This is a genomic window from Streptomyces sp. NPDC001493 (assembly GCF_053597235.1).
Genome location: NZ_JBSFHV010000008.1, coordinates 18410 through 41828 on the forward strand (window position 1 = coordinate 18410; position 23419 = coordinate 41828).

A 23419-nucleotide genomic window follows, 5' to 3' on the forward strand; every position below is an offset into this window, starting at 1 on the left:
GCACAATTGGCCGGTGCTCACCGAACTGTTCACGCCCTCCGTCCAGCACGCGCTCGATGTCGTCGGGATCTTCTTCTTCGCGATCTCCGGCGCTCTGCTCGCCGTACGCAAGAACTTCGATGTCTTCGGCATCGCCGTTCTCGCCGAGGTGACCGCGCTGGGCGGAGGGCTCTTCCGTGACGTGATCATCGGAGCGGTGCCGCCGGCCGCCTTCACCGACCTCGGCTACTTCCTCACCCCGCTGATCGCGGCCGTCCTGGTCTTCTTCCTCCACCCGCACGTCGAACGCATCCAGGTCGGCGTCAACGTCTTCGACGCCGCGGGACTCGGCCTCTTCGCCGTGAGCGGCACGATCAAGGCGTACGACTACGGGCTCGGCCTGACCGCCTCCGTCGCGCTCGGCCTCGCCACCGCGGTCGGCGGCGGTGTACTGCGGGACGTACTGGCCAACGAGGTGCCCTCGTTGCTGCGCTGGGACCGGGACCTGTACGCGGTGCCCGCGCTCGTGGGGGCCTCCATGGTCGCGCTCTGCATCCAGTTCGACGTCCTGAACGGCTGGTCCACCGGCTGCGCCGTCGTCACCGGGTTCGTCCTGCGGCTGCTGGCGATGCGGTTCCACTGGCGGGCGCCGCGCGCGTACAACCGCCGTTCGGCGAGCGGCGAGGAGGGGGCGGCGGCCACCTGAGAACGGCTGGCCGCCCGCGCGGGGAGCGCTCGCGGGACGAAAAAGCTACCGCTCAGTAATCAACCGGTGTAGCGTGCTGGCATGGCACAGGCAGCAGCGCACCCGGCACCGACCGGGCAGACGACCTCGGGACCGGCGACCTCTGTACAGGCGGCCTCGGTACCGGCGACCCTCGTACGGGCGGCCGTCGGGGAGAGCGAGTTCGACCGGGACACCGCGATCGTCCGGCGCGAGGAAGGCGTCTACGACGCGGAGCTCTCCGCGGGCTGGACCATCATCCACGCGGTCAACGGCGGCTATCTGCTGGCCCTCCTCGGCCGCGCCCTCGGCGACGCGCTGCCGCACCCCGATCCGTTCTCGGTCACCGCGCACTACCTCACCGCCTCCGTACCCGGCCCCGCCGTCATCCGTACCGAGGTCGTCCGCACCGGACGCACCCTCTCCACCGGCCAGGCGACCCTCTACCAGTACGCCGAGGACGGCAGCGAGGTCGCCCGCATCCGTGTGCTCGCGACCTACGGAGACCTCGACGCCGTCACCGACGAGGTCCGCACCACCGCCCTCCCGCCGGCGATCCCGCCGCTCGACCAGTGCCTCGGCACCGAGGCGGGCGGCGACGTGATCCCCGGCAGCTCCGCCATCACCGAGCGGCTCGACATCCGTCTCGACCCCGCGACGGTCGGCTGGGCCCTCGGCAAGCCGTCCGGCAAGGGCGAGATGCGCGGCTGGTTCGGCCTGGCCGACGGCCGCGACCCGGACCCGCTCTCGGTGCTGCTCGCCGTCGACGCGCTGCCCCCGACCTCGTTCGAGCTGGGCCTCAAGGGGTGGACCCCCACCGTCGAACTCACCGTCCACGTCCGGTGCCGCCCGGCCCCCGGCCCGCTGCGCGTGGCCATCACCACCCGCAACCTCGCGGGCGGCTTCCTGGAGGAGGACGCCGAGGTCTGGGACAGCGCCGACCGGCTCGTCGCCCAGTCCCGCCAGCTCGCCATGGCACCGCGGGGCTGAGCCCTCAGGCCCGGTCCGCGTCCCGGTCCGCAGCGCCGTCCCGACCCGCAGCGCCTTCCTGAACCGCGTCCTGAACTGCGTCCCGACCCGCGTCCCGACCCGCGTCCCGACCCGCTTTCCGACCCGTCCGGTGGACCGCCGGACGGGTCCTGTGCTGTCCGGGCCCCCTCCCGCCGGACCGGCGGGAAGCGCAGCGGCGTTGACCGGCACCGGCCCTGACGTGCCGTTTGCCCCCGACGGCTCCCGGGTACCCGGACTCAGCGCCGAGCGGCGGTGCAGCGACGCCGGACCCAGGAAGGCAACGCCCCATGAGTCACACCGACGGAACGGGTCTCGGGACCATCACCACCAAGGTCCCGGCCCGCCTGGACCGACTGCCCTGGTCGCGATGGCACTGGATGATCGTGATCGGCCTCGGGACGGTCTGGATCCTGGACGGTCTGGAAGTGACCGTCGTCGGGAACATCGCCAGCCGCCTCTCCGAGGACGGCAGCGGACTGCCGATCACCGACGCCCAGGTCACCGGGCTCGCGGCGGCCCTCTACGTCGCCGGAGCGTGCTCGGGCGCCCTCTTCTTCGGCTGGCTCACCGACCGCTTCGGCCGCAAGAAGCTGTTCCTGATCACCCTCGCGGTCTACCTCGCCGCCACCGCGCTGACCGCCGTCTCCTTCTCCGTCTGGTGGTTCTTCCTCTTCCGCTTCTTCACCGGCTTCGGCATCGGCGGCGAGTACGCGGCCATCAACTCCGCCATCGACGAGCTGATCCCGAGCAAGTACCGGGGCCGCGTCGACCTGATCATCAACGGCAGCTACTGGCTGGGCGCGATGGGCGGCGCACTGCTCTCCGTGCTCGCCCTGAACACCGACATCTTCCCGAAGAACATCGGCTGGCGGCTCACCTTCGCCCTCGGCGTGATCCTCGGCCTGGTCATCCTGCTGGTCCGCCGGCACGTACCCGAGAGCCCCCGGTGGATGTTCATCCACGGGCACTCCGAAGGCGCGACACGCATCGTCGACGAGGCGGAGAAGTCGATCGAGGAGGAGAAGGGCCGCCCGCTCCCCGAGGCGGAGACCGCGATCACCATCGAACAGCGGCGCAGCATCGGCTTCGTGGAGATCGCCCGCACCCTCTTCCGCGACTACCCGAAGCGGGCGACGCTCGGCTTCTCGCTCTTCATCGGCCAGGCGTTCCTGTACAACGCCATCACCTTCGGGTTCGGCTCGATCCTGGTGAAGTTCTTCGACGTCTCCAGCGGGACGACCGGGTACTTCTTCGCCGTCATCGCCTTCGGCAACTTCCTCGGCCCGCTGCTGCTCGGCCGGCTCTTCGACACGTGGGGCCGCCGCCCGATGATCGCGGGGACCTACATCCTCTCCGGCGCGCTGCTCTTCGGCACCGCCGGGCTGTTCGGCGCCGGGGTGCTCACCGCCACCACGATGACCATCTGCTGGTGCGTGGTGCTGTTCTTCGCCTCGGCCGGGGCGAGTTCGGCCTATCTGACGGTCAGCGAGATCTTCCCGATGGAGACCCGGGCGATGGCGATCGCCTTCTTCTACGCCATCGGTACGGCCGCGGGCGGCATCTCCGGGCCCCTGATCTTCTCCGGGCTCACCGCGAGCGGGGTCGTGGGGGACGCGGTCATCGCGTTCTGCATCGGGGCGGGGCTGATGGTGGCCGCCGGGCTGGTCGCGGTGTTCTTCGCGGTGCCCGCCGCGCAGAAGTCGCTTGAGGACATCGCCACCCCGCTCTCGGCGAAGGAAGCCCCCTGACGGGCGGGCGCGGACACCGCCCGCCCACGGTCAGGCGCTGCCCGGTGCGTCGGACACCAGCGCGGCCGCCGGTGGCAGCGGTGCGTGCCGGGGGCAGGCCGCGAGCGCCTGGATCGCCAGAGCCGCGAAGCGCCGGGAGGCCGCGACCCGGGTGTCGGGCGACCGGGTACGGATCCCCTTGTTGGCCATGAGGAAGAGGACGAGGTCGTCCAGGACGAAGTCGGACCGCAGGCGCCCCGCCTCCTGGGCCCGTCGGGCCAGTCCTGCGACCGCCTTCACCGTGTACGCGCGGCCCGCGACGTCCGGCGCCCCCGGGAAAGCGGACAGGAAGGCCTCACCGAAACCCCGGTCCCGCGCGTGCAGTTCACAGATCCTCTCGATCACCAGGCAGAGGCCACGCCACGGATCGGGGTCGGCGCACCCCTCGTCGACGATGGTGCGGCACGCGCGCAACTGGTCCGCGAAGGCCTCGGTGGCCAGCACCTGCTTGGTCGGGAAATGGCGGTACAGGGTGGCAGGCCCGACCCCCGCGCGCCGTGCGATCTCCCGCAACGGCACGTCCAGGCCGTCGGTGGAGAACAGCGCCCGGGCCGCGTCGAGGATGCGCTCGCGGTTGTCCCGCGCGTCGGAACGCCGGGTGTGAGGCAAACGGTCGGCCATGCTCTCACTTTAGCCAGACGGACGGGGGCGTCCGTTAGCGTCGGCCCGAGCGCAGAGGTCGTACGGGAGCAAGGGAGACGGCGTTGAAGGCCATCGTGATCCAGAGGTTCGGAGGCCCGGAAGGGCTGGCCGTCGTCGATCTGCCGGACCCGGTGCCCGCCGCCGGGCAGGTGGTGATCGCCACCGAGGCCGTGGGCGTGGGCGGAGTCGACACCGTGATCCGGAGCGGGGCGCTGGCCGCCTACGGCTTCAAGGCGGGCCACGTCCCGGGCGGCGAGGTGGCGGGCACCGTGACCGCGGTCGGCGACGGCGTCGACGCCTCGTGGATCGGCGAACGGGTGTGGGCCGCCACCGGCACCGGCGGCGGCTACGTCGAGCGGGCACTCGCGCCGGTCGAGGAGATCGTCCCCCTGCCCGCGGACCTGTCCCCGGTCGACGCCGTGACACTCGGCAGCGCCGGCGTGGTGGCCCACTTCGGGCTCCGCCACGCCCACTTCGCTCCCGGGGAGACCGTCCTGGTGCGTGGTGCGGCCGGCAGCATCGGAATCATGACGGTGCAGCTCGCCGCTCGCCGCGGCGCCGCCGCCGTGGCGGTCACCACCTCCTCGTACGAGCGGGGCGAGCGGCTGCGCCGTCTCGGCGCGACCCATGTGCTGGACCGCTCCGGCGTCGGAGGGGAAGAAGCTCCCGCAGGGTACGACGTCATCATCGACGTGGTGGCCGGCCAGGACCTGCCGTCGTTCTTCGACCGGCTGAACCCGAACGGCCGCATGGTGGCCGTGGGCGCCGTCGCGGGCAAGCCACCGGCGGACTTCGGCACGAGGATCATGGCGGCGTTCCAGAAGTCGATGTCCTTCGGCGCCTTCAGCGCGGCGACGGTCACCGGAGCCGACCGGCGTGCCGTGCGGAGCGAGCAGTTCGCCGCGGCGGGCCGGGGCGAGATCGCCACGGTGGTGCACGAGGTGCTGCCCCTGGACGAGGCCGTGTCGGCCCACCGGAAGATGGACGCGGGCGAGGTCTTCGGCCGGATCGTGCTGACGCCGTAGTCCCGGCCGTGGCCGTGGCCGAAGGCGTTCCGCGTCAGGCGTACATGTACTCGTACGTCCAGTAGCTCCTGGCCGTGAACTCCCGTCCGCACCGGTGACAGGGGGCCGTACGCCCGCCGTCGGCGAACTCGAACACGTTGTGCACGCCGATCACGGTGTCGCGCAGGAGCTGCTCCGCGTGCACCTGGTGGCTGACGGCGTGGGCGACGATGTCCAGCGGGGTGGGCGTCCGGCCGCAGGGGTACTCCGGCCGGTCGGAGGCGGGGATCATCGAGAAGGCGACGACGGAGCCGAGGGGAAGCCTCAGCAGGCCCTCGATGTAGCGGAGTTCCTCGGGGGGAGTCTCGACCACCGGTCCCTCGTGGGGGAGGAGGGAGAGGGCCTCGCGCATCTCGACGTCGTCGAGCTTGATGCCGGACCGGGCACCGCTGTCGCGGTACCGGGCCTTCAACTCCTCCAGGTCTGCGGAGTGCATCGCTCATCCTTTCGGTTTCGTTCGCGGGTGTTCCGTGCGCGTGTGTGTTCCGGGTGCCGCTCGGCGGGTACGGCGGCTACCGTCCGGCCCTCGCCCGTGCGAAGGCCGCCGATCTCCACGCAGACCTGCCGGCCGCGGCCTCGGCGCCGGAGAGCCGCGGATGGTGGAACTCCTTCTCGCGGTCGCCGTAGAGCATCGTGACGTTGATGCGCAGGTTCTCGTAGCCCGGCTCGAACCGGACGGCGTCCGAGGCGTGGAAGAGGTCGGAGTTGAAGATCACCGCCCGGTTCTGCCGGTACGGGATGGTCATGCTGCGGGCCCGGGTGCGGCGCAGGAACGGGCCGATCAGGTCCTGGCGGCCGTTGTAGGTGTCGAATCCCCAGGACAAGGGGGCGTCGACGTCGTGGACCACCAGGCCGCCCGAGTCCTCGTCGGCGTTCGCGGCGTCCGGGGTGACCCAGAAGTTGACGTTGACGGCGGCGAAGTCCGCGTGCGTGGTGACGTCGGCGGGCACGTGGGGGCCGCACTTGAAGCCCCACATCTGGCGCAGCGGGTAGCGGTCGCCGATGAGCCGGGGCAGGGCGTCCCGCAACTCCTCGGCGATCTGCATGAGCAAGGGGGAGACGAACCCGTCCTGCATGAGCGCGCCCAGCCGGCCGTGCGCGTAGCGGTTGCCGGACCAGACCGTCGACTCGAGGCAGAACCGGTACAGCTCGTCCAGCGCCTCCCCGGTGAGGAAGTCGTCCACGTGCACCACGCCGGGTGCGTTCGCCAGGTACCGCTCCTCCACGGCTCCGGGGTCCCAGCGGTCGGACAGGGCACGCGCCACGCGTGGTGTGTGGCGTACGTGCAGCAGGCGGTTGTAGGTGTCGGCCACGGACCGGTCGGCGTCGGCGTCCAGGGGCTCGCGGGCGTCGGGGCCCTTGGCCGCCAGGCGGTCGCGTACGGCTTCGTAGGCGTCGATGACCGGGTCGTACTCCGCGCCCAGCGTGCCCAGGCTCCGGAGGTGGCGCATCTGGTCGATGTCGTGCCGCAGCTTGGGAACGCTCAGCGGGACGGCCGCGCGGTCGGCCGGATCGGAGGAGGCCCCCCAGCGGAGCCGGGCGAAGAGCGAGGCGCACCCCTCGGCGAGCGGGAAGTCGCCGTGCTCCAGGGCGGCGTCGACCGCGTCCGGCAGCCACTCCAGGGCGTCGGCCCGCACGGGCGGTTCGTCGCACGACAACTCCAGCGCCTCGTCCCGGCGCTCCGAGGCGAGGAGCAGGAGGGTCAACTCGCGCCGCGTCGCGCGGTCCTGGGAGCCGGTGTCCTGGGGGCCGGTGTCCCGGGGGCCGGTGTCCTGGGAGTCGCGGTCCCGGTGGTCGGTGTCCCGGGGGCCGGTGTCCTGGGAGTCGCGGTCCCGGTGGTCGGTGTCCCGGGGGTCACGGCTCTGGTGGTCGGTGTCCCGGGATTCGGTGTCCCGGGTGCGGGTGCGGGTACGGGTGCGGAGGGCCTCGCGGAGCGCGCCCGCCGCCTCGTCCGCGCGGCCGGTGCGGACGGCGGCCCTCGCGCGGGCGACCGCCGGTCCGGCGTTCCACGGCGTGCCCACCCCGGTCACCCGAGCCGGAAGGCGTCGTGTGCCCGGAGCTCCACGGCGTAACGGGCCAGGCCGTTGAGGGTCACCGCGGCGTACGGCGGCACGAAGTGCGAGCTGAACGCCTGCTCGCCGTCGGCCGTACGGGCCTTGATGTAGGTGGTCCAGGTGATGTTCGTGACGAACGGGGTGGTGCCCCGGGCCTGGATGCCGACCTCCTCCTGCCCGGCCCCCGTGTCTCCGTCCCTCTCCTCGCAGATCGTCTGGGCGACATGGAGGTTGACGAAGTAGTACAGCAGGTCGTCGGTGAGCCCGGCGAGTCCGGTCTCCGCCGCGCACCCCTCCAACAGGGCGGCCACGACGTCCTGGCCGTCATGGGCGACGGTCGCCTCGCAGAAGGCGGTGAGGAACTGCCCCTGGGTGGGCACCTCGTCCGCGTGGCGGTGCACGTACTCCTGGAACCAGCCCAGCAGTTTCGGACTGGCGAACACCGCGTAGACGAGCCGGTCGGTGAGGGCCGTCTGCTCCGGCGTGACGGACGGATTCCCGAGGTACTCCGTCAGGATCTGGGTCGGGCCGGTGATGAACTGCTCCCGCAGCAGGAAATCGGTCTCCATCGTCTGGAACAGCGCGTCGATACGACGCACCGCCGCGGCACGGGACATCACGGTGGAACGGTGTGCGCTCAAGGGTTTCTCCTTCGGACGCGTCGATGCCGGCCGGGCGGACCGGCGCGGGGCCGTGCCACGGCCGGGCGGGCCGGCGGGGGCACGGCCCCGGTGGATTTCGCGGTGCGGCGACACCAGTGAGGTGCCGTTCCGGGCGTCGCGCCCTGTCCGACCTCGATCCGCCGGACACCACCTAAGCGCGAACCCGCCGCCGATGGCCGAGCGGCGCGCCCCCGCCCGGAGCGCGCGGTCCGGGTTCACGCCTTTGGCTCGCGGAGGCCGGGGGCCGGGTCGTCCAGCCAGTGGCGGCGTCCCAGGGTGATCAGCCGCAGGCGCCGCCGGGCCACCCGGACGACCTCCTCCTCGGTGCCGGGCGCCGCGTCCAGGAGTGCGGAGGCGGTGATCACCATGTGGTCGACGTGGAGCCCGCCCAGCATCAGCAGATCCTCCCGGCTCCACCCCGCCGACTCCGCCTGTCCGGCCAGCGCGTCGGCCACCTCCCGCGCGAACAGCGCGAGTTGCTCCGCGATGGCCGCACGGACCCGGGCCACCCCGCCGTGCTGTTCGCGGGCGATGAAGCGGAAGTGCGCGGGCCGCGCCGCCACATGGCCCGCGATCACCGCGACGCTCCGCTCCAGCCGCTCCTCGCTGTCCCCGGCGTCGGCGAGGACCGCGGCGATCATGCCGTGCAGGCTGCCGAGCGTCTGGTCGACCAGAGCCACCCCGAGCGCGGCCGTGTCCTCGAAGTGGCGGTAGAAGGCGGTGGGGGCGACGCCGGCCGCCCTGGTCACCTCGCGCAGGCCCAGGCTGCTCAGACTCTGGTGCTCCAGGAGCTGGAGGGCCGCGTCCAGCAGGGTCTGACGCGTTCTCAACTTCTGTGCCTGGCGGGCTCCGGCGATGTGACTCATGCCATTGAGTAAACAACTGTTCCCCGACTCGGGGAAGCGGGGGCGGGTTTAGACTGGGTGGTCAGTGAACAGTCGTACTCTCACTGTTCCGGCCATCGCCCAGAAAGGCCGCCCATGTTCGTCCTCGTCGCCGCTCTGCTCCTGTTCGGGCTCGTGCTCGGGACGGTCGCGCACCTCCCGCTCGCACTGACGCTGGCGTCCGCCGCCGTGATCGGCTGCTGGCTGATCGGCTTCGCGGTCCGCGAACGCCGCTCGCACTGACGCGACGGGCCGCCGGGTCCTGTCGGCGGGCCCCTGTCACCTTCTCGCTCCCACCGAGTTCCCCGCTTCGCATTGCTCGCATCCGCATTGCTCGCATCCGACCGAAGGAGCCCGCACCATGGCCCTCTCCTCGCTCGTCGCCCCGGTCCTGCGCCCGGGCCACCGGATCGACCCCGCCGCCCGGCCCGCCGAGGCCGCCACCGCCGAAGCCCGGCCCGCCCGCCCCGCCCGCCCCGCCCGGCCCGCCGGCTCCGGGAAGGCGGCCGTCGGGGAGCGTGTCCGGGACGCCGACAGCCTCGCCGTCGCCTCGTTCGTCCTCGGGCTGCTGGGCCTGCTGGTGTTCAACCTGCTGCTCGGCCCGGCCGCCGTCGTCATGGCGCTGATCGCCCTCGCCCGGTCCACCGAACGCCGCGGAAGGGCCTTCCTGGGGCTCGCGCTGGGCGTCGCCGACCTCGCCGTTCTCGCGGTGTTGGTCACCGCTCACGGGACGGTCGCCTGGGGCTCGTAGAATCGGACGCACCATGGCTTACCTCGACCACGCCGCGACCACGCCGATGCTTCCGGAGGCGATCGCGGCGATGACCGCGCAGCTCGCCGCTACCGGCAACGCGTCCTCCCTGCACGCAGCCGGGCGCCGGGCCCGCCGTACCGTCGAGGAGTCGAGAGAGACCCTCGCCGACGCCCTCGGTGCCCGCCCCAGCGAGGTGGTCTTCACCTCGGGCGGCACCGAGGCCGACAACCTCGCCGTCAAGGGCCTGTACTGGGCCCGCCGCGACGCCGACCCCCGGCGCACCCGGGTGCTGGCCGGCCCGGTCGAGCACCACGCCGTGCTGGACGCGGTCGACTGGCTCGCCGAGCACGAGGGCGCGACCGTCGAGTACCTCCCCGTCGACCGGTACGGCCGGGTGCACCCCGAGGCGCTGCGCGAGGCGATCCTCCGCGACCCCGACGACGTCGCGATGATCACCGTGATGTGGGCCAACAACGAGATCGGCACCATCATGCCGGTCCATGAACTCGCTGCCGTCGCAACCGAGTTCGGTATCCCGATGCACGCCGACGCGGTGCAGGCCTTCGGTCAGCTGGAGGTCGGCTTCGCCGACTCCGGGCTCGCCGCCATGACGGTCAGCGCGCACAAGATCGGCGGCCCGTTCGGCATCGGCGCCCTGCTGCTGGGCCGCGCCCACACCCCCGTACCCGTCCTGCACGGCGGGGGCCAGGAGCGGCACGTGCGGTCCGGCACCCTCGACGTGCCCGCCGTCGCCGCCTTCGCCGTCGCCGGGGAGCACGCCGCCCGCCACCGCGAGGAGTTCGCCCGCCGCGTCGGAGGGCTCCGCGACGACCTGGTCGCGGCCGTGCTGAAGGCCGTACCGGACGCCGTGCTCGGCGGCGACCCCGCCCCGGGCGGCCGGCTCCCGGCCAACGCCCACTTCAGCTTCCCCGGCTGCGAGGGCGACTCCCTCCTGCTGCTGCTGGACGCCCAGGGCATCGAGTGCTCCACCGGCTCCGCCTGCACCGCCGGGATCGCCCAGCCCAGCCACGTCCTGCTGGCCACCGGTACCGACCCCGACCTGGCGCGCGGCACCCTGCGCTTCTCGCTCGGCCACACCTCGACCGCCGAGGACGTCGCCGCCGTGGCCCGCGCGATCGGCCCCGCCGTCGAACGCGCCCGCACCGCCGGACTCAGCTGAACGACCGGGGACGCGGAGCCCCGGTCAGCCGGCGCGTGCCGAGGACGCCCGCCGGACCAGCTCCATGTACCGGTCCCAGTCCCAGTACGGACCCGGGTCGGTGTGGTCCGTCCCCGGCACCTCCACGTGCCCGATGACGTGCTCCCGGTCGACGGGGATGCCGTACCGCCCGCAGACCGACGCCGTCAGCCGCGCGGAGGAGGCGTACATCGCGGCGGTGAAGTCCTTCGGGCGGTCCACGAACCCCTCGTGCTCGATGCCCACGCTCCGCTCGTTGTACGCGCGGTTGCCGGCGTGGTACGCCACGTCGAGCTCCCGGATCATCTGCGTCACCGACCCGTCCTTGCCCACGACGTAGTGCGCGGCGGCCAGGTGCGCGGGGTCCTGGAAGACCCGCACCGCACTCGCCAGACTGCCCTGGGTGACGTGCACGACCACCCGGTCTATCCGGTAGTCGTCGGGGCGGTCCGCACGGCGCCAGTTCGCCTCCGAGGCAGCCGTCCAGCGGGCCCCCGCGTAGTCCAGCTCACCGGGGGTGCGCGGCTTCTCCACGCCCGGCAGCCGCCACCACGCGTGCTTCAGCTCGTCCCGCACCAGGGCCGCGGCCGTGACCGCCGCCGCCATGGCCGAGCCGCCGATCAGCAGGGTGCGACGGCTCACACCGTCCCCCGCCCCGTCCCGGCCCGGGCTGCCGCCTCCCGTGGTTCCCATGACAGCTGCAACGCATATCCGCGGGCGATCGGTTCCAGGAGACCCGTACTCTGGACGGGCTATGACTCAGACTTCCCAGCGCCCCCTCCGCGTGCTCGCCGCCATGTCCGGCGGAGTCGACTCCGCCGTCGCCGCCGCGCGCGCCGCCGAGGCGGGGCACGACGTGACCGGTGTGCACCTCGCCCTCTCCGCGAACCCGCAGTCGTTCCGTACCGGAGCGCGCGGCTGTTGCACCATCGAGGACTCCCGGGACGCCCGCCGCGCGGCGGACGTCATCGGCATCCCGTTCTACGTCTGGGACCTCGCGGAACGCTTCCGCGAGGACGTCGTGGAGGACTTCGTCGCGGAGTACGAGGCCGGGCGTACCCCCAACCCCTGCCTGCGCTGCAACGAGAAGATCAAGTTCGCGGCGCTGCTCGACAAGGCCCTCGCCCTCGGCTTCGACGCGGTGTGCACCGGCCACTACGCCACCGTCGTCCTGAACGAGGACGGCAGCCGCGAGCTGCACCGCGCCTCCGACATGGCCAAGGACCAGAGCTACGTCCTCGGGGTGCTCGACGAGAAGCAGCTCGCGCACGCGATGTTCCCGCTCGGTGACACCCTCACCACCAAGGAAGAGATCCGCGCCGAGGCCGAGGCGCGCGGACTCGCCGTCGCCAAGAAGCCCGACAGCCACGACATCTGCTTCATCGCGGACGGCGACACCCAGGGCTTCCTGGCGAGCCGGCTCGGCGGCAGGGCCGAGGGCGACATCCTGGACGAGTCGGGCGCCAAGCTCGGTACCCACGACGGGGCCTTCGGCTTCACCATCGGCCAGCGCAAGGGCCTGCGGATCGGCCACCCGGCCGCCGACGGGAAGCCGCGCTACGTCCTGGACATCTCCCCGGTGAACAACACCGTCACGGTCGGCCCGGTGGAGGCCCTCGACGTCACGGCCCTCACCGCCATCAAGCCGCGCTGGTGCGGCACCGCCCCGGCGGGCCCCGGCACCTACACCGCGCAGCTGCGCGCCCACGGCGGCGAGACCGAGGTCACCGCCGAGCTGGTCGACGGCACCCTGCACGTCTCCTTCGCCGAGCCGGTGCGCGGGATCGCCCCCGGCCAGGCGGTCGTGCTCTACGACGGCACCCGGGTCGTCGGCTCGGCCACCATCGCGACCACCGTCCGGCGCGAAACGGCCCCCGCCGCCTCCTGAACACGGGAGCCCCGTGGCCGGCGCACCCGCCCGGCCACGGGACCTCGCCTCACGCCTGGGGAACCAGCCCCCGGCGGGCGAAGAAGGCCGCCAGGACCGGGGCGAGCACCTGCGGGGCGAGCTCCCTGGTCTGGCCGCTCAGCGTCCGGTGCCGGGCGCCCGGGATCGCCTCGGCCAGTGCCAGCGCCGTCTCCCGCACCGGGTCCGCGCTGAACCCGCCGCTGACGACAAGGGTGCGCGCGGTCACCGCCCCGAACCGCTCCAGCGGGGGAGCCCCGTCGCCGAGCAGGGTGTCGTCGAACTCCAGGGTGTGCGCCAGCTCCTCCAAGCCCTCCCACAGCGGTGCGCGGCGCATCCGCGCCACCGTCTGCGGCTCCACACCCGTCCGCGCCAGGAACAGCTCCACCGCCCCGCCCCGGTCGCCGGCCGCCAGCCGCTCCCGCAGCTCCGCCGTGCACCGCGCCTTGTAGCGCAGGCCCTCCTCGCCCGGGGTGTAGGGCGGCTCGAAGACCGCCAGCACCTCCATGGGCACGCCCGCCGCCTGCGCCTCCAGTGCCAGCGCCCCGCCCGACGACATGCCGAACACCGCGACCGGCCCGTCCACGACCCCGACCACCGCCGCGAGATCCTCGATCTCCCGGGCCGCCGCGTACGGACCGGGACCGGCCCCGCTGCCGCCGCGGCCCCGGCGGTCGTACGTCACGACGGTGAAGCGGCGCGCGAGCAGCGCGGCCAGCGGGCTGTCGGTCGCGGCGGTGCTCAGCGCGCCCCCGACCAGCACCACCGGCGCACCTTCGCCCTGCCTGCGGTAGGCGATCGGGGTGCCGTCCAGCGAGAGAATCCTGTCCATGGGAGGGCAGACCCCGGGTTGCTGGGGAACTCATCGCTGCCGCTGAGACTTTTTCTTCGCCGGTCGAAGGAGGCTCAAAAGACTTGGTCGCGAGGGGCGTTGGCGGTCAGGCGGCGACGATTTCGGTCTCATAGAAGCAGAAGTGGTCCCTGATCGGCGCCACTTCGGGCTTCGGCTCGGGGTAGGCCCAGACGAGATCGGCAGCCCCGGGCACCGACCAGTAGGAGGCATCTCCCTTGAACGGACAGTGTGTTCGGGTGTCGGATGCCGTCAGCAGCTCGGTACGGACATCCTCGGGCGGCAGGTAGTAGCGGACCGGGCAGCCGGTCTCACGCAGCACGAGCGGACGTCGGCTTTCGGCCAGAACCTGGCCGTCGCGGACGACGCGTACATGGTCGGTGCCGGGTTCGACGGTGATGCGGTGTCCCTCGACGGAAGTCATGTCAGGTGCAGCGGACGGCACCCCCGATTTCTTCCCGCGCCGGACCGCGCCGCACCGGACCGCCGGACCCCGCCGCGCCCGCACCCCGCCCCGCCCGCTTTCCGTCCGCCCTCCGGGGCGAGGGCGGCGGGTCCGGTGTGCGGTCGTACGGTGTCCGTATGAACATCTGTGTCTTTCTCTCCGCCGCCGACCTCGACGACCGCTACACCCGCCCCGCCCGGGAATTCGCCGAGCTGCTCGGACGCGGCGGACACACCCTCGTCTGGGGCGGCTCGGAGAGCGGGCTGATGAAGGTCGTCGCCGACGGCGTCCAGGAGGCGGGCGGCCGGCTGGTCGGCGTCTCCGTGGACTTCCTCGCGGAGCACGCCCGCGAGAACGCCGACGAGATGGTCGTCGCCCGCGACCTCGCCGAGCGCAAGGCGCTGCTGCTGGAGAAGGCCGACGCCGTCGTGATCATGGTCGGTGGCATGGGAACGCTCGACGAGGCCACCGAGATCCTCGAACTCAAGAAGCACGGCAAGCACACCAAGCCGGTGGTCCTGCTCAACGCCGACGGCTTCTACGACGGCCTGCGGCAGCAGCTCCTGCGGATGGACGAGGAGGGCTTCCTGCCGCTGCCCCTCACCGACCTCGTCTTCTTCGCCGAGGACGGCGTCGGCGCGCTGGCCTACCTGGAGGAGTCCGCGGGTCAGCTCTGATCCGGACCCACCCGGTCCCGTGCGCCCGCCGGGCGGCCGTGCGGGACCGGGTGGGATCATGGAGCCCATGCCTACCCACCTCATCACCGGCGCCGGTTCCGGCATCGGCGCAGCCGTCGCCCGCCGCCTGCGCGACCGCGGCGACGACCTCGTCCTGCTGGCCCGCGACGCCGGCCGCGCCAAGGAACTGGCCGCCCTCCACCCGGGCGCCCGTACGCTCGTCGGCGACCTCGGCAACCCCGACCGGCTCTCCTGGGCGTTCGGCCAGCAGCCGATGCCCGAGAGCCTCGACTCGCTGCTGCACATCGCCGGTGTGGTCGAGCTGGGGAACATCGGCGACCTCACCCCGAAGGCCTGGCACTTCCAGCTCAACGCCAACCTCGTCGCCCCCGCCGAGCTGACCCGGCTGATGCTGCCGCAGCTGCGCGTCGCCCGGGGCCACGTCGTCTTCGTCAACTCCGGTGCCGGACTCTCCGCGTCCGCCCAGTGGGGCGCCTACGCCGCCAGCAAGCACGGCCTCAAGGCGCTCGCCGACTCGCTCCGCCACGAGGAGCACGGCAACGGCGTCCGCGTCACCTCCGTGTACCCCGGCCGCACCGCCAGCCCGATGCAGGCCAAGGTCCACCAGCAGGAGGGCAAGGAGTACGACGCCGGGCAGTGGATCGACCCCGAGTCGGTGGCCACCACGATCCTCATGGCGATCGACCTCCCGCGCGACGCCGAGGTCAACGACCTGACGGTCCGCCCCGGGCGCTGACCCGGCCCCCCGTGCCCGGGCGGGGCCGTGCCCTGGGGACCGGCCCCGCCGCCCGGGGACCGTACGCTTCCCGGGTGAGCGAGAAGAGCAGGTTCAGCGAGTGCGCGGCGACCGGGGTCGGGTCCATGCCCGGAGGCGACGCGCGGGAGACGGCGAAGACCGTCACCGGGTCCTTCGCGGACGGCCAGGGCATCCCCCACCTGGCGGAACTCCCCGGCCGGGGCCCCGGCGCGGACATGATCGGGCGGACCGTCGGACTCCTCGTGGAGATGTACGGGCACGTCGAGCCCAGCGGCTGGCGGATCAGCGACCGCCCCGGCCGCGACACCCGCCGCGCCCGCTCCTGGCTCGGCGAGGACCTCGACGCCCTGGAGGAGTTCACCCAGGGGTACGAAGGGGTGCTCAAGGTCCAGGCGGTGGGGCCGTGGACGCTCGCCGCGGCCCTGGAGCGGCGCAACGGCGAGGCCGTCCTCGGCGACCCCGGCGCCTGCCGCGACCTCGCCGGATCGCTCGCCGAGGGCCTGAAGGCGCACCTCGCCGAGGTGCGCCGCCGGATCCCCGGCGCCGACGTCGTGCTCCAGCTCGACGAACCGTCCCTGACCGCCGTCCTCGGCGGCCGGGTCAGGACCGCGAGCGGCTACCGCACCTACCGCTCGGTGGACCGCCAGATCGTCGAGAGCGCCCTGCGCGACCTGCTCGCCGTCGCCGGGGACGGCGCGGGCCTCGTGCACTCCTGCGCCCCCGAGGTCCCCTTCGCCCTGCTGCGACGGGCCGGGGTCGCCGCGGTCTCCTTCGACTTCTCGCTGCTCACCGAGCGTGAGGAGGAGGCGATCGGCGAAGCGGTCGAGGGCGGCACCCAACTCCTCCTCGGCATCGTGCCGGGCACCGACGCCGCCTCGGCCGGATTGTCCGACCCTGGCGGTAGCGTCATGGGGGTCAGGAAGCTGTGGAGCAGGCTGGGGCTGAATCCGGGGACTCTCGCCGAGTCCGTCGTACTCACCCCGGCGTGCGGCCTCGCGGGCGCCTCGCCCGCGTACGCCCGCGCCGCGCTCGCCCACTGCGCCCGGGCGGCGCGCTCCCTCGCGGACAACCCCGAGTGACGGGACGCGCGGCACGGACCCCTGACCCGGGGCACCGCGCCGCGCACCCCGCACCATGCGAGAGACCACGCGAGAGACAACCCCAACGGGAGGACGGGACGATGGCCGGCACCGGCGACGAGCGGATCCAGCAGGACACCGAGGTGCCCAGCGAGGCACGGGAGCGGCACGCCCTGGTCGCCGACCAGATCGAGGACCACCGCTTCCGGTACTACGTACGGGACCAGCCGGTCGTCAGCGACGCCGAGTTCGACCGGCTGATGCGCGAACTGGAGGCGCTGGAGGAGGCCCACCCCTCGCTGCGCACCCCGGACTCGCCGACGCAGAAGGTCGCGGGGCCGTACATCACGGAGTTCACCTCGGTCGAGCACCGCGAGCGGATGCTCTCCCTGGACAACGCCTTCGACGACCTGGAGCTGGCCGCCTGGTTCGAGCGGGTCGCCAAGGACGTCGGCTCCACCGGCCACTCCTTCCTCTGCGAGCTCAAGGTGGACGGCCTCGCCGTCAACCTCACGTACGAGCACGGCCGGCTGACCCGCGCCGCCACCAGGGGCGACGGCGTCACCGGCGAGGACGTCACCCCCAACGTCCGCACCATCGCGGAGATCCCGCACCGGCTGGAGGGCGACCGCGTCCCCGCGCTGGTCGAGATCCGCGGCGAGGTCTTCTTCCCCATGGAGGACTTCGAGGAGCTCAACGCCCGCCTGGTGGCGGCCGAGGAGAAGCCCTTCGCCAACCCGCGCAACGCGGCGGCCGGTTCGCTCCGCCAGAAGGACCCCAAGGTCACCGCCGGCCGCCCGCTGCACATGGTGGTCCACGGCATCGGCGCCCGCGAGGGCTTCGACATCGACCGCCTCTCCCACGCCTACGAACTGCTCCGCGAGTGGGGCCTGCCCACCGCCAAGCACAACAAGGTCGTGGACACCCTCGACGGCGTACGCGAGTTCATCCGGTACTTCGGCGAGAACCGGCACTCCGTGGAGCACGAGATCGACGGGGTCGTCGTCAAGCTCGACGAGATCCCGCTCCAGGGCCGGCTCGGCTCCACCGCCCGCGCCCCGCGCTGGGCCATCGCCTGGAAGTACGCCCCGGAGGAGGTCAACACCAAGCTCGTCAACATCCGCGTCGGCGTCGGCCGCACCGGCCGCGTCACCCCGTACGCCCAGGTGGAACCGGTGAAGGTGGCCGGTTCCGAGGTGGAGTTCGCCACCCTGCACAACCAGGACGTCGTCAAGGCCAAGGGCGTCCTCATCGGCGACACCGTCGTCCTGCGCAAGGCCGGCGACGTCATCCCGGAGATCCTCGGCCCGGTCGTGGACCTGCGCGACGGCACCGAGCGGGAGTTCGTCATGCCCGCCGAGTGCCCCGAGTGCGGCAGCCCGCTGAAGCCCGCCAAGGAGGGCGACATCGACCTCCGCTGCCCCAACGCCCGTTCCTGCCCCGCCCAGTTGCGCGAGCGCGTCTCCTACCTCGCCGGCCGCAAATGCCTCGACATCGACCACTTCGGTTACGTCGCAGCGGCCGCCCTGACCCAGCCGCTGGAGCCCGCCGAGCCGCCGCTGCTCGACGAGGGCGACCTCTTCGGGCTGACCATCGAACGGCTGCTGCCGATCCGCGCCTACGTCCTCGACCAGGACAGCGGACTGCCCAAGCGCGACCCGAAGACGGGCGAGGAGAAGATCGCCACCGTCTTCGCCAACCAGAAGGGCGAGCCGAAGAAGAACGCGCTCGCCATGCTGGAGGGCATCGAAGCCGCCAAGCAGGCCCCGCTGGCCCGGGTGCTGACCGGACTCTCCATCCGGCACGTCGGCCCGGTCGCCGCACAGGAGCTGGCCCGCCAGTTCCGCTCCATCGACGCCATCGACGCCGCGACCGAGAAGGAACTGGCGGACGCCGACGGCGTCGGCGACATCATCGCCGCCTCCGTCAAGCAGTGGTTCGCCGTCGACTGGCACCGCGAGATCCTGCGCAAGTGGCGGGAGGCCGGGGTCCGCATGGAGGACGAGGGCGCCGGAGAGGACGAGGGCCCCCGCCCGCTGGAAGGGCTCACCGTCGTCGTCACCGGCACCCTCGCCGGCCACACCCGGGACGGCGCCAAGGACGCACTCCAGAGCAGGGGCGCCAAGGTCACCGGCTCGGTGTCGAAGAAGACCTCCTTCGTGGTCGTCGGCGACAACCCCGGCTCCAAGTACGACAAGGCGATGCAGCTCAAGGTGGCCGTGCTCGACGAGGCCGGATTCGCGGTCCTGCTCGACGAGGGCCCCGAGGCGGCACGCGCGGCGGCGCTGCCCACCGAGGAGTAGGCGGCGGCGCGTGCGAGGAGTAGGCGGCAGCGGTACGCGCGAGGAGGGGCCGACGGCGGTACGCGCGAGGGGGCCGGGCATCGAGACGTTTTCGAGACGCCTCCGGGGAATGGCCCGGTCCCGGAGCGGGGATGAAACCCTCCCTGGCGGATCGGCGCACGGCGTCGGACGCGGGCCTCGCGCGGCGGAGGACGTACCCATACGGGGCGTACGGGACGTATCGGTACGTTCCCACGGCGCGACGAGGCGCCGCGACCGTCGTCGCACACCCGCCGGGAAACACGGGACCACCCCAAGAGGTGCGGAGCGCTGACCCGGACGCTCCCGGCGTCCTACTGTTGGCTCCTGCGCCCTCCGTGCACCGCTGCGTGGTGGGGGCGGGCCGTGGTGGCATGGGAGTGGGGGCCACCGCGCGACATCGCCACCGCAGGCTGTGAGAGGGACGGAATGAAGCCGACCGAGAGCACCGCACCGGTGTCGCGGACGCAGGGTTTCGCGGGCCTCACGCCGAAAGTGGGCGTCCTGCTCGTGGCACTCGCGGGCCTCCAGCTCGTCACCGGCCTCGGCCGCGGCCTGCACCACGGCGAGGCACTCTTCCCGGACGGCACCGTCGGCTGGTCCCTCGCCGTCCTGACCGGCGTCATCGTCGGCCACCTGGTCGCCCTCGGCCGGGACCGCTGGTGGGGCGGCACCGGTTCCGGCGCCGCGCTGACCCTCTCCGTCCTGCTGCTCTACGGCTGGGTGCCCGCCGGACTCGTCAGCGTCATCGTCGTCGTCCTCGTCGGTGTCGCCCGCAGACACCGATGGTCGCAGGGGCTCCTCCACGGCGCCGTGGACATACTCGGCGTCGGCGCCGCCGCCCTCGTCCTCGCCGCCTTCGGCGTCGAACCCAGCGTCGAGACCCCCTGGCGGCCACTCGACTGGGGCATCGACACCCTGCCGGCCGTAGTGCTCGCCGCCGCCACCCACCTCCTCGTCACCCGGGCCCTCCTCTGGTACGCCCGCGCCCCCCAGGGCGGCGGACTGCCGACCATCGCCCGCACCACGCTGCTGCGCCAGGGACTCGTCGCCGTCGCCCTGCTCGGCATCGCCCCGCTGATCTGCGTCGTCGCGACGACCATGCCCGTCCTGCTGCCGCTCTTCGCGGTGCCGCTCGTCGCCCTGGACTCCACGCTCTGGATCGCCCGCGCCCGCGCCGAGGAGCAGCTCCGCGACCCGCTGACCGGACTGCCCAACCGGCAGTGGCTCCTCCAGCGGACCTGGTCCGCACTGGAGGAGGCCGAACCCCTCGGCAACCGCTGCGCCCTGGTCCTCATCGACCTGGACCGCTTCCGCGCCGTCAACGACACCCTCGGCCACCTGGCCGGCGACCGGCTGCTGCTCCAGATCGCGGACCGGCTGCGGCTCGCCCTGCCGCGCGGCGCCGAGGCGGCCCGGCTCGGCGGGGACGAGTTCGCGGTACTGCTCCCGTACACCGAGTCCACCACCAGCGCCCAGCGCGTCGCCCGGCACCTGGTCGCCGAACTCTCCTCACCGCTCGACCTCGACGGGCTCACCCTGGTGCTGGAGGCCAGCGCCGGGGTCGCCGTCCACCCCGAACACGCGCAGGACGCCGAGGGACTGCTGCGCCGCGCCGACGTCGCCATGTACCAGGCGAAGCGCGACCGCACGGGCGTGGAGGTGTACGAGTCGAAGCGGGACAGCAACACCCCGGACCGGCTCGGCCTCCTCGGCGACCTCCGCCGCGCCCTGGACGCGGGGGACGTGGAGCTGCACTACCAGCCGAAGGTCCGCTTCGACGGCCAGGTGGCCGGGCTCGAAGCCCTGGTGCGGTGGGTGCACCCCGAGCGCGGCCGGGTCCCCCCGGACGAGTTCATCGCCATCGCCGAGTCGTCCGGGCTGATGCCCCATCTCACCGACTACGTCCTGGAGACGGCGCTGGCCCAGGTCGCCCGCTGGCGGGCCGAGGGCCTCTTCGTGCCCGTCGCGGTCAACGTCTCGCCCCGGGACGTGCACACCCCCGGGTTCGCCGGCGGCGTGGCCGCCCGGCTGGCCCGCCACGGGGTCCCCGCCGGCTCCCTCCAGCTGGAGATAACGGAACACGTGCTGCTGGAGGACCCGCAGCGCGCCGCCGACACCCTCGCCGGACTCACCGGGCACGGCGTGAAGATGTCGCTCGACGACTTCGGCACCGGCTACTCCTCCCTCGTCCACCTGCGCCGGCTGCCGGTGAGCGAACTCAAGATCGACCGGTCGTTCGTGGCCCGGCTCGCCGTCGACCAGGAGGACGCGGAGATCGTCCGCTGCACCATCGACCTCGCCCACTCGCTCGGGCTGCTGGTCGTCGCGGAGGGCGTGGAGGACGACGAGACCTGGGAGCGGCTGCGGGACCTGCGCTGCGACGCCGTACAGGGCTGGCTGGTGGCGGCGGCGATGCCGCCGGCCGAGGCGACGGCCTGGCTGCGGGCGCGCGGCGAACACGGCTGGCGGCGCCCGGCCGAGCTGAAGGCCGCCGAGGCGGCGGCGCAGGCGGCAGCGGCGGCCGGGGCACCCGAACCCGAGCAGCTGCCGTCGGGCCGCACCGGCCGCACCGTGAACTCCGGCCCGACCCCGGCCTGACGGCGGCGCGCGGCGGGGTACGGGCGAGGGCCGCACCCCGCCGGCCCCAGGGCCCCGCCACCCGGTGGCGGGGGTGCGTGCGGGCGACCCCATAAGATTGGGCCAAACCGACTTGGACAAGTCGACGTGTCCAAGCCGACTTGTCCCAGTCCGTTGGTCCACGCCACACACCCCAACCCCTGAGGATCGCTGCATGCCTGGCATCACGCGCGAGGAGGTCGCCCACCTCGCCCGGCTGGCGCGTCTGGAGCTGAAGGGCGAAGAGCTCGATCACTTCGCCGGTCAGCTCGACGACATCATCGGCGCGGTCGCCCGCGTCTCCGAGGTCGCCGACCAAGACGTACCGCCGACCTCCCACCCGCTGCCGCTGACCAACGTCATGCGGGCCGACGTGGTCCGCCCGTCGCTCACCGCCGAGCAGGCGCTCTCCGGCGCTCCCGCCCAGGAGCAGCAGCGTTTCAAGGTGCCGCAGATCCTGGGGGAGGACTAACAGCCATGACGGACCACAGCATCATCATCAAGCTCACCGCGGCCGAGATCGCGGCGGCCATCGCCTCCGGCGAACTCACCGCCGTCGAGGTCACCGAGGCCCACCTGGCCCGGATCGAAGCCGTCGACGAGAAGGTCCACGCCTACCTGCACGTCGACCGCGAGGGCGCGCTCGCGCAGGCCCGCGCCGTCGACGCGAAGAAGGCCGCCGGCGAGAAGCTCGGCCCGCTGGCCGGCGTCCCGCTCGCGCTGAAGGACATCTTCACCACGAAGGACATGCCGACCACCGTCGGTTCCAAGATCCTCGAAGGCTGGGTCCCGCCGTACGACGCGACCCTCACGCGCAAGCTGCGCGAGGCCGACGTCGTCATCCTCGGCAAGACCAACATGGACGAGTTCGCCATGGGGTCCTCCACCGAGAACAGCGCCTACGGCCCGACCGGCAACCCGTGGGACCTCACCCGCATCCCCGGCGGCTCCGGCGGCGGTTCCTCCGCCGCGCTCGCCTCGTACCAGGCACCGCTGGCCATCGGCACGGACACCGGCGGCTCGATCCGCCAGCCCGCCGCCGTCACCGGCACCGTCGGCGTCAAGCCCACCTACGGCTCGGTCTCCCGCTACGGCATGGTCGCCTTCTCGTCCTCCCTCGACCAGGGCGGGCCCTGCGCCCGTACGGTCCTGGACGCGGCCCTGCTGCACGAGGCCATCGCCGGGCACGACCCGATGGACTCCACCTCCATCGACGCCCCGGTCCCGCCGGTCGTCGAGGCCGCCCGCAACGGCTCCGTCGCGGGCCTGCGCGTCGGTGTCGTCAAGCAGTTCTCGGGTGAGGGCTACCAGGCCGGTGTCGTCCAGCGCTTCAACGAGTCGGTCGAGCTGCTCCGCTCGCTCGGCGCCACCGTCGTCGAGCTGGACTGCCCCTCCTTCGACCTGGCGCTCTCCGCGTACTACCTGATCGCGCCGTCCGAGTGCTCCTCGAACCTGGCCCGCTTCGACGCCATGCGCTACGGCCTGCGGGTCGGCGACGACGGCACGAAGTCCGCCGAGGAGGTCACCGCCCTCACCCGTGAGGCCGGCTTCGGCGACGAGGTCAAGCGCCGCATCATCCTCGGTACGTACGCCCTGAGCTCCGGCTACTACGACGCGTACTACGGCTCGGCGCAGAAGGTCCGTACCCTCATCACCCGCGAGTTCGAGAAGGCGTTCGAGGAGGTCGACGTCATCGTGTCGCCGACCACCCCGACCACCGCCTTCCCGATCGGCGAGCGCGCCGACGACCCGATGGCGATGTACCTCGCGGACCTCTGCACCATCCCGACGAACCTCGCCGGCAACTCCGCCATGTCGCTCCCCTGCGGCCTGGCCCCCGAGGACGGCCTGCCGGTCGGTCTCCAGATCATCGCCCCCGCGATGAAGGACGACCGGCTCTACAAGGTCGGAGCCGCCGTCGAGGCCGCCTTCGTGGAACAGTGGGGTCACCCGCTGCTTGAGGAGGCTCCGTCGCTGTGAGTGCC

23 protein-coding genes are annotated in these 23419 nt (G+C 72.8%); 15 read left to right on the plus strand and 8 right to left on the minus strand.

Annotated features, from left to right (window positions below):
• Nucleotides 1–13 precede the first annotated feature (13 nt).
• The 3 genes from ACWCWD_RS13820 (at nucleotide 14) to ACWCWD_RS13830 (ending at nucleotide 3462) form a co-directional block, all read left to right on the plus strand.
• Nucleotides 14–685 (plus strand): trimeric intracellular cation channel family protein, encoded by a 672-nt coding sequence (locus ACWCWD_RS13820; protein WP_450772744.1) that lies wholly within the window; start codon nucleotides 14–16, stop codon nucleotides 683–685.
• 81 nt (nucleotides 686–766) lie between these two features.
• A complete protein-coding gene (locus ACWCWD_RS13825) occupies nucleotides 767–1693 on the plus strand; it encodes a thioesterase family protein (protein ID WP_450772745.1) in 927 nt (308 codons plus the stop codon).
• Between the two features lie 308 nt (nucleotides 1694–2001).
• On the plus strand, nucleotides 2002–3462 hold the full coding sequence (locus ACWCWD_RS13830) for an MFS transporter (protein ID WP_450772747.1): 1461 nt from the start codon (nucleotides 2002–2004) through the stop codon (nucleotides 3460–3462).
• Nucleotides 3463–3492: 30 nt separating this feature from the next.
• Here ACWCWD_RS13830 and ACWCWD_RS13835 read toward each other — a convergent pair whose 3' ends face one another.
• Nucleotides 3493–4122, minus strand: coding sequence for a TetR/AcrR family transcriptional regulator (locus ACWCWD_RS13835; protein WP_450772749.1), 630 nt, complete (start codon nucleotides 4120–4122; stop codon nucleotides 3493–3495).
• Nucleotides 4123–4205: 83 nt separating this feature from the next.
• Here ACWCWD_RS13835 and ACWCWD_RS13840 point away from each other — a divergent pair, with 83 nt between their 5' ends.
• Complete coding sequence (locus ACWCWD_RS13840) at nucleotides 4206–5168, plus strand: zinc-binding dehydrogenase (RefSeq protein ID WP_450772750.1); 963 nt, start codon at nucleotides 4206–4208, stop codon at nucleotides 5166–5168.
• Between the two features lie 34 nt (nucleotides 5169–5202).
• Here ACWCWD_RS13840 and ACWCWD_RS13845 read toward each other — a convergent pair whose 3' ends face one another.
• The 4 genes from ACWCWD_RS13845 to ACWCWD_RS13860 all read right to left on the minus strand — a co-directional run bounded on the left by ACWCWD_RS13845 (nucleotide 5203) and on the right by ACWCWD_RS13860 (nucleotide 8789).
• Complete coding sequence (locus tag ACWCWD_RS13845) at nucleotides 5203–5643, minus strand: hypothetical protein (RefSeq protein WP_450772752.1); 441 nt, start codon at nucleotides 5641–5643, stop codon at nucleotides 5203–5205.
• A gap of 76 nt (nucleotides 5644–5719) precedes the next feature.
• Entirely contained in the window at nucleotides 5720–7228 is a 1509-nt protein-coding gene (locus ACWCWD_RS13850) for a hypothetical protein (protein ID WP_450772754.1), read from the minus strand.
• A 5-nt stretch (nucleotides 7229–7233) separates the two neighbouring features.
• Complete coding sequence (locus tag ACWCWD_RS13855; protein WP_450772756.1) at nucleotides 7234–7902, minus strand: hypothetical protein; 669 nt, start codon at nucleotides 7900–7902, stop codon at nucleotides 7234–7236.
• A 236-nt stretch (nucleotides 7903–8138) separates the two neighbouring features.
• Nucleotides 8139–8789, minus strand: a complete 651-nt coding sequence (locus ACWCWD_RS13860) for a TetR family transcriptional regulator (RefSeq protein ID WP_450772757.1) — start codon at nucleotides 8787–8789, stop codon at nucleotides 8139–8141.
• A gap of 114 nt (nucleotides 8790–8903) precedes the next feature.
• Here ACWCWD_RS13860 and ACWCWD_RS13865 point away from each other — a divergent pair, with 114 nt between their 5' ends.
• From ACWCWD_RS13865 to ACWCWD_RS13875, 3 genes are all read left to right on the plus strand, one after another.
• The gene (locus tag ACWCWD_RS13865; RefSeq protein ID WP_390962520.1) at nucleotides 8904–9050 is read left to right on the plus strand and encodes a hypothetical protein; all 147 of its coding nucleotides are present in this window, start codon (nucleotides 8904–8906) and stop codon (nucleotides 9048–9050) included.
• Between the two features lie 118 nt (nucleotides 9051–9168).
• Complete coding sequence (locus ACWCWD_RS13870; protein WP_450772759.1) at nucleotides 9169–9558, plus strand: DUF4190 domain-containing protein; 390 nt, start codon at nucleotides 9169–9171, stop codon at nucleotides 9556–9558.
• Between the two features lie 13 nt (nucleotides 9559–9571).
• On the plus strand, nucleotides 9572–10741 hold the full coding sequence (locus tag ACWCWD_RS13875) for a cysteine desulfurase family protein (RefSeq protein ID WP_450772761.1): 1170 nt from the start codon (nucleotides 9572–9574) through the stop codon (nucleotides 10739–10741).
• Between the two features lie 24 nt (nucleotides 10742–10765).
• On the opposite strand, the gene ACWCWD_RS13880 is transcribed toward ACWCWD_RS13875, so the two are convergent.
• Nucleotides 10766–11452, minus strand: coding sequence for an N-acetylmuramoyl-L-alanine amidase (locus tag ACWCWD_RS13880; RefSeq protein ID WP_450772763.1), 687 nt, complete (start codon nucleotides 11450–11452; stop codon nucleotides 10766–10768).
• 61 nt (nucleotides 11453–11513) lie between these two features.
• Between ACWCWD_RS13880 and mnmA the strand changes: the two genes are divergently transcribed.
• Nucleotides 11514–12647: a tRNA 2-thiouridine(34) synthase MnmA gene (gene mnmA / locus ACWCWD_RS13885; RefSeq protein ID WP_450772764.1), complete on the plus strand. Its 1134-nt coding sequence runs from the start codon at nucleotides 11514–11516 to the stop codon at nucleotides 12645–12647.
• 49 nt (nucleotides 12648–12696) lie between these two features.
• Here the strand turns inward: mnmA and ACWCWD_RS13890 are convergent, their stop codons facing one another.
• Nucleotides 12697–13497, minus strand: a complete 801-nt coding sequence (locus tag ACWCWD_RS13890) for an alpha/beta fold hydrolase (RefSeq protein WP_450772766.1) — start codon at nucleotides 13495–13497, stop codon at nucleotides 12697–12699.
• A gap of 106 nt (nucleotides 13498–13603) precedes the next feature.
• Complete coding sequence (locus ACWCWD_RS13895; RefSeq protein WP_450772768.1) at nucleotides 13604–13939, minus strand: DUF427 domain-containing protein; 336 nt, start codon at nucleotides 13937–13939, stop codon at nucleotides 13604–13606.
• A 158-nt stretch (nucleotides 13940–14097) separates the two neighbouring features.
• On the opposite strand from ACWCWD_RS13895, the gene ACWCWD_RS13900 reads away from it, so the two are divergent.
• From ACWCWD_RS13900 to gatA, 7 genes are all read left to right on the plus strand, one after another.
• Nucleotides 14098–14637, plus strand: coding sequence for an LOG family protein (locus ACWCWD_RS13900; RefSeq protein WP_450772770.1), 540 nt, complete (start codon nucleotides 14098–14100; stop codon nucleotides 14635–14637).
• Between the two features lie 67 nt (nucleotides 14638–14704).
• Nucleotides 14705–15394: an SDR family oxidoreductase gene (locus ACWCWD_RS13905; protein ID WP_450772772.1), complete on the plus strand. Its 690-nt coding sequence runs from the start codon at nucleotides 14705–14707 to the stop codon at nucleotides 15392–15394.
• 74 nt (nucleotides 15395–15468) lie between these two features.
• Complete coding sequence (locus ACWCWD_RS13910; RefSeq protein ID WP_450772774.1) at nucleotides 15469–16494, plus strand: methionine synthase; 1026 nt, start codon at nucleotides 15469–15471, stop codon at nucleotides 16492–16494.
• 101 nt (nucleotides 16495–16595) lie between these two features.
• Nucleotides 16596–18797 (plus strand): NAD-dependent DNA ligase LigA, encoded by a 2202-nt coding sequence (gene ligA / locus ACWCWD_RS13915; RefSeq protein ID WP_450772775.1) that lies wholly within the window; start codon nucleotides 16596–16598, stop codon nucleotides 18795–18797.
• 447 nt (nucleotides 18798–19244) lie between these two features.
• On the plus strand, nucleotides 19245–21416 hold the full coding sequence (locus ACWCWD_RS13920) for a putative bifunctional diguanylate cyclase/phosphodiesterase (RefSeq protein WP_450772777.1): 2172 nt from the start codon (nucleotides 19245–19247) through the stop codon (nucleotides 21414–21416).
• Between the two features lie 193 nt (nucleotides 21417–21609).
• A complete protein-coding gene (gene gatC / locus ACWCWD_RS13925; RefSeq protein WP_266709411.1) occupies nucleotides 21610–21906 on the plus strand; it encodes an Asp-tRNA(Asn)/Glu-tRNA(Gln) amidotransferase subunit GatC in 297 nt (98 codons plus the stop codon).
• A 5-nt stretch (nucleotides 21907–21911) separates the two neighbouring features.
• Entirely contained in the window at nucleotides 21912–23414 is a 1503-nt protein-coding gene (gene gatA / locus ACWCWD_RS13930; protein ID WP_450772779.1) for an Asp-tRNA(Asn)/Glu-tRNA(Gln) amidotransferase subunit GatA, read from the plus strand.
• Nucleotides 23415–23419 lie beyond the last annotated feature (5 nt).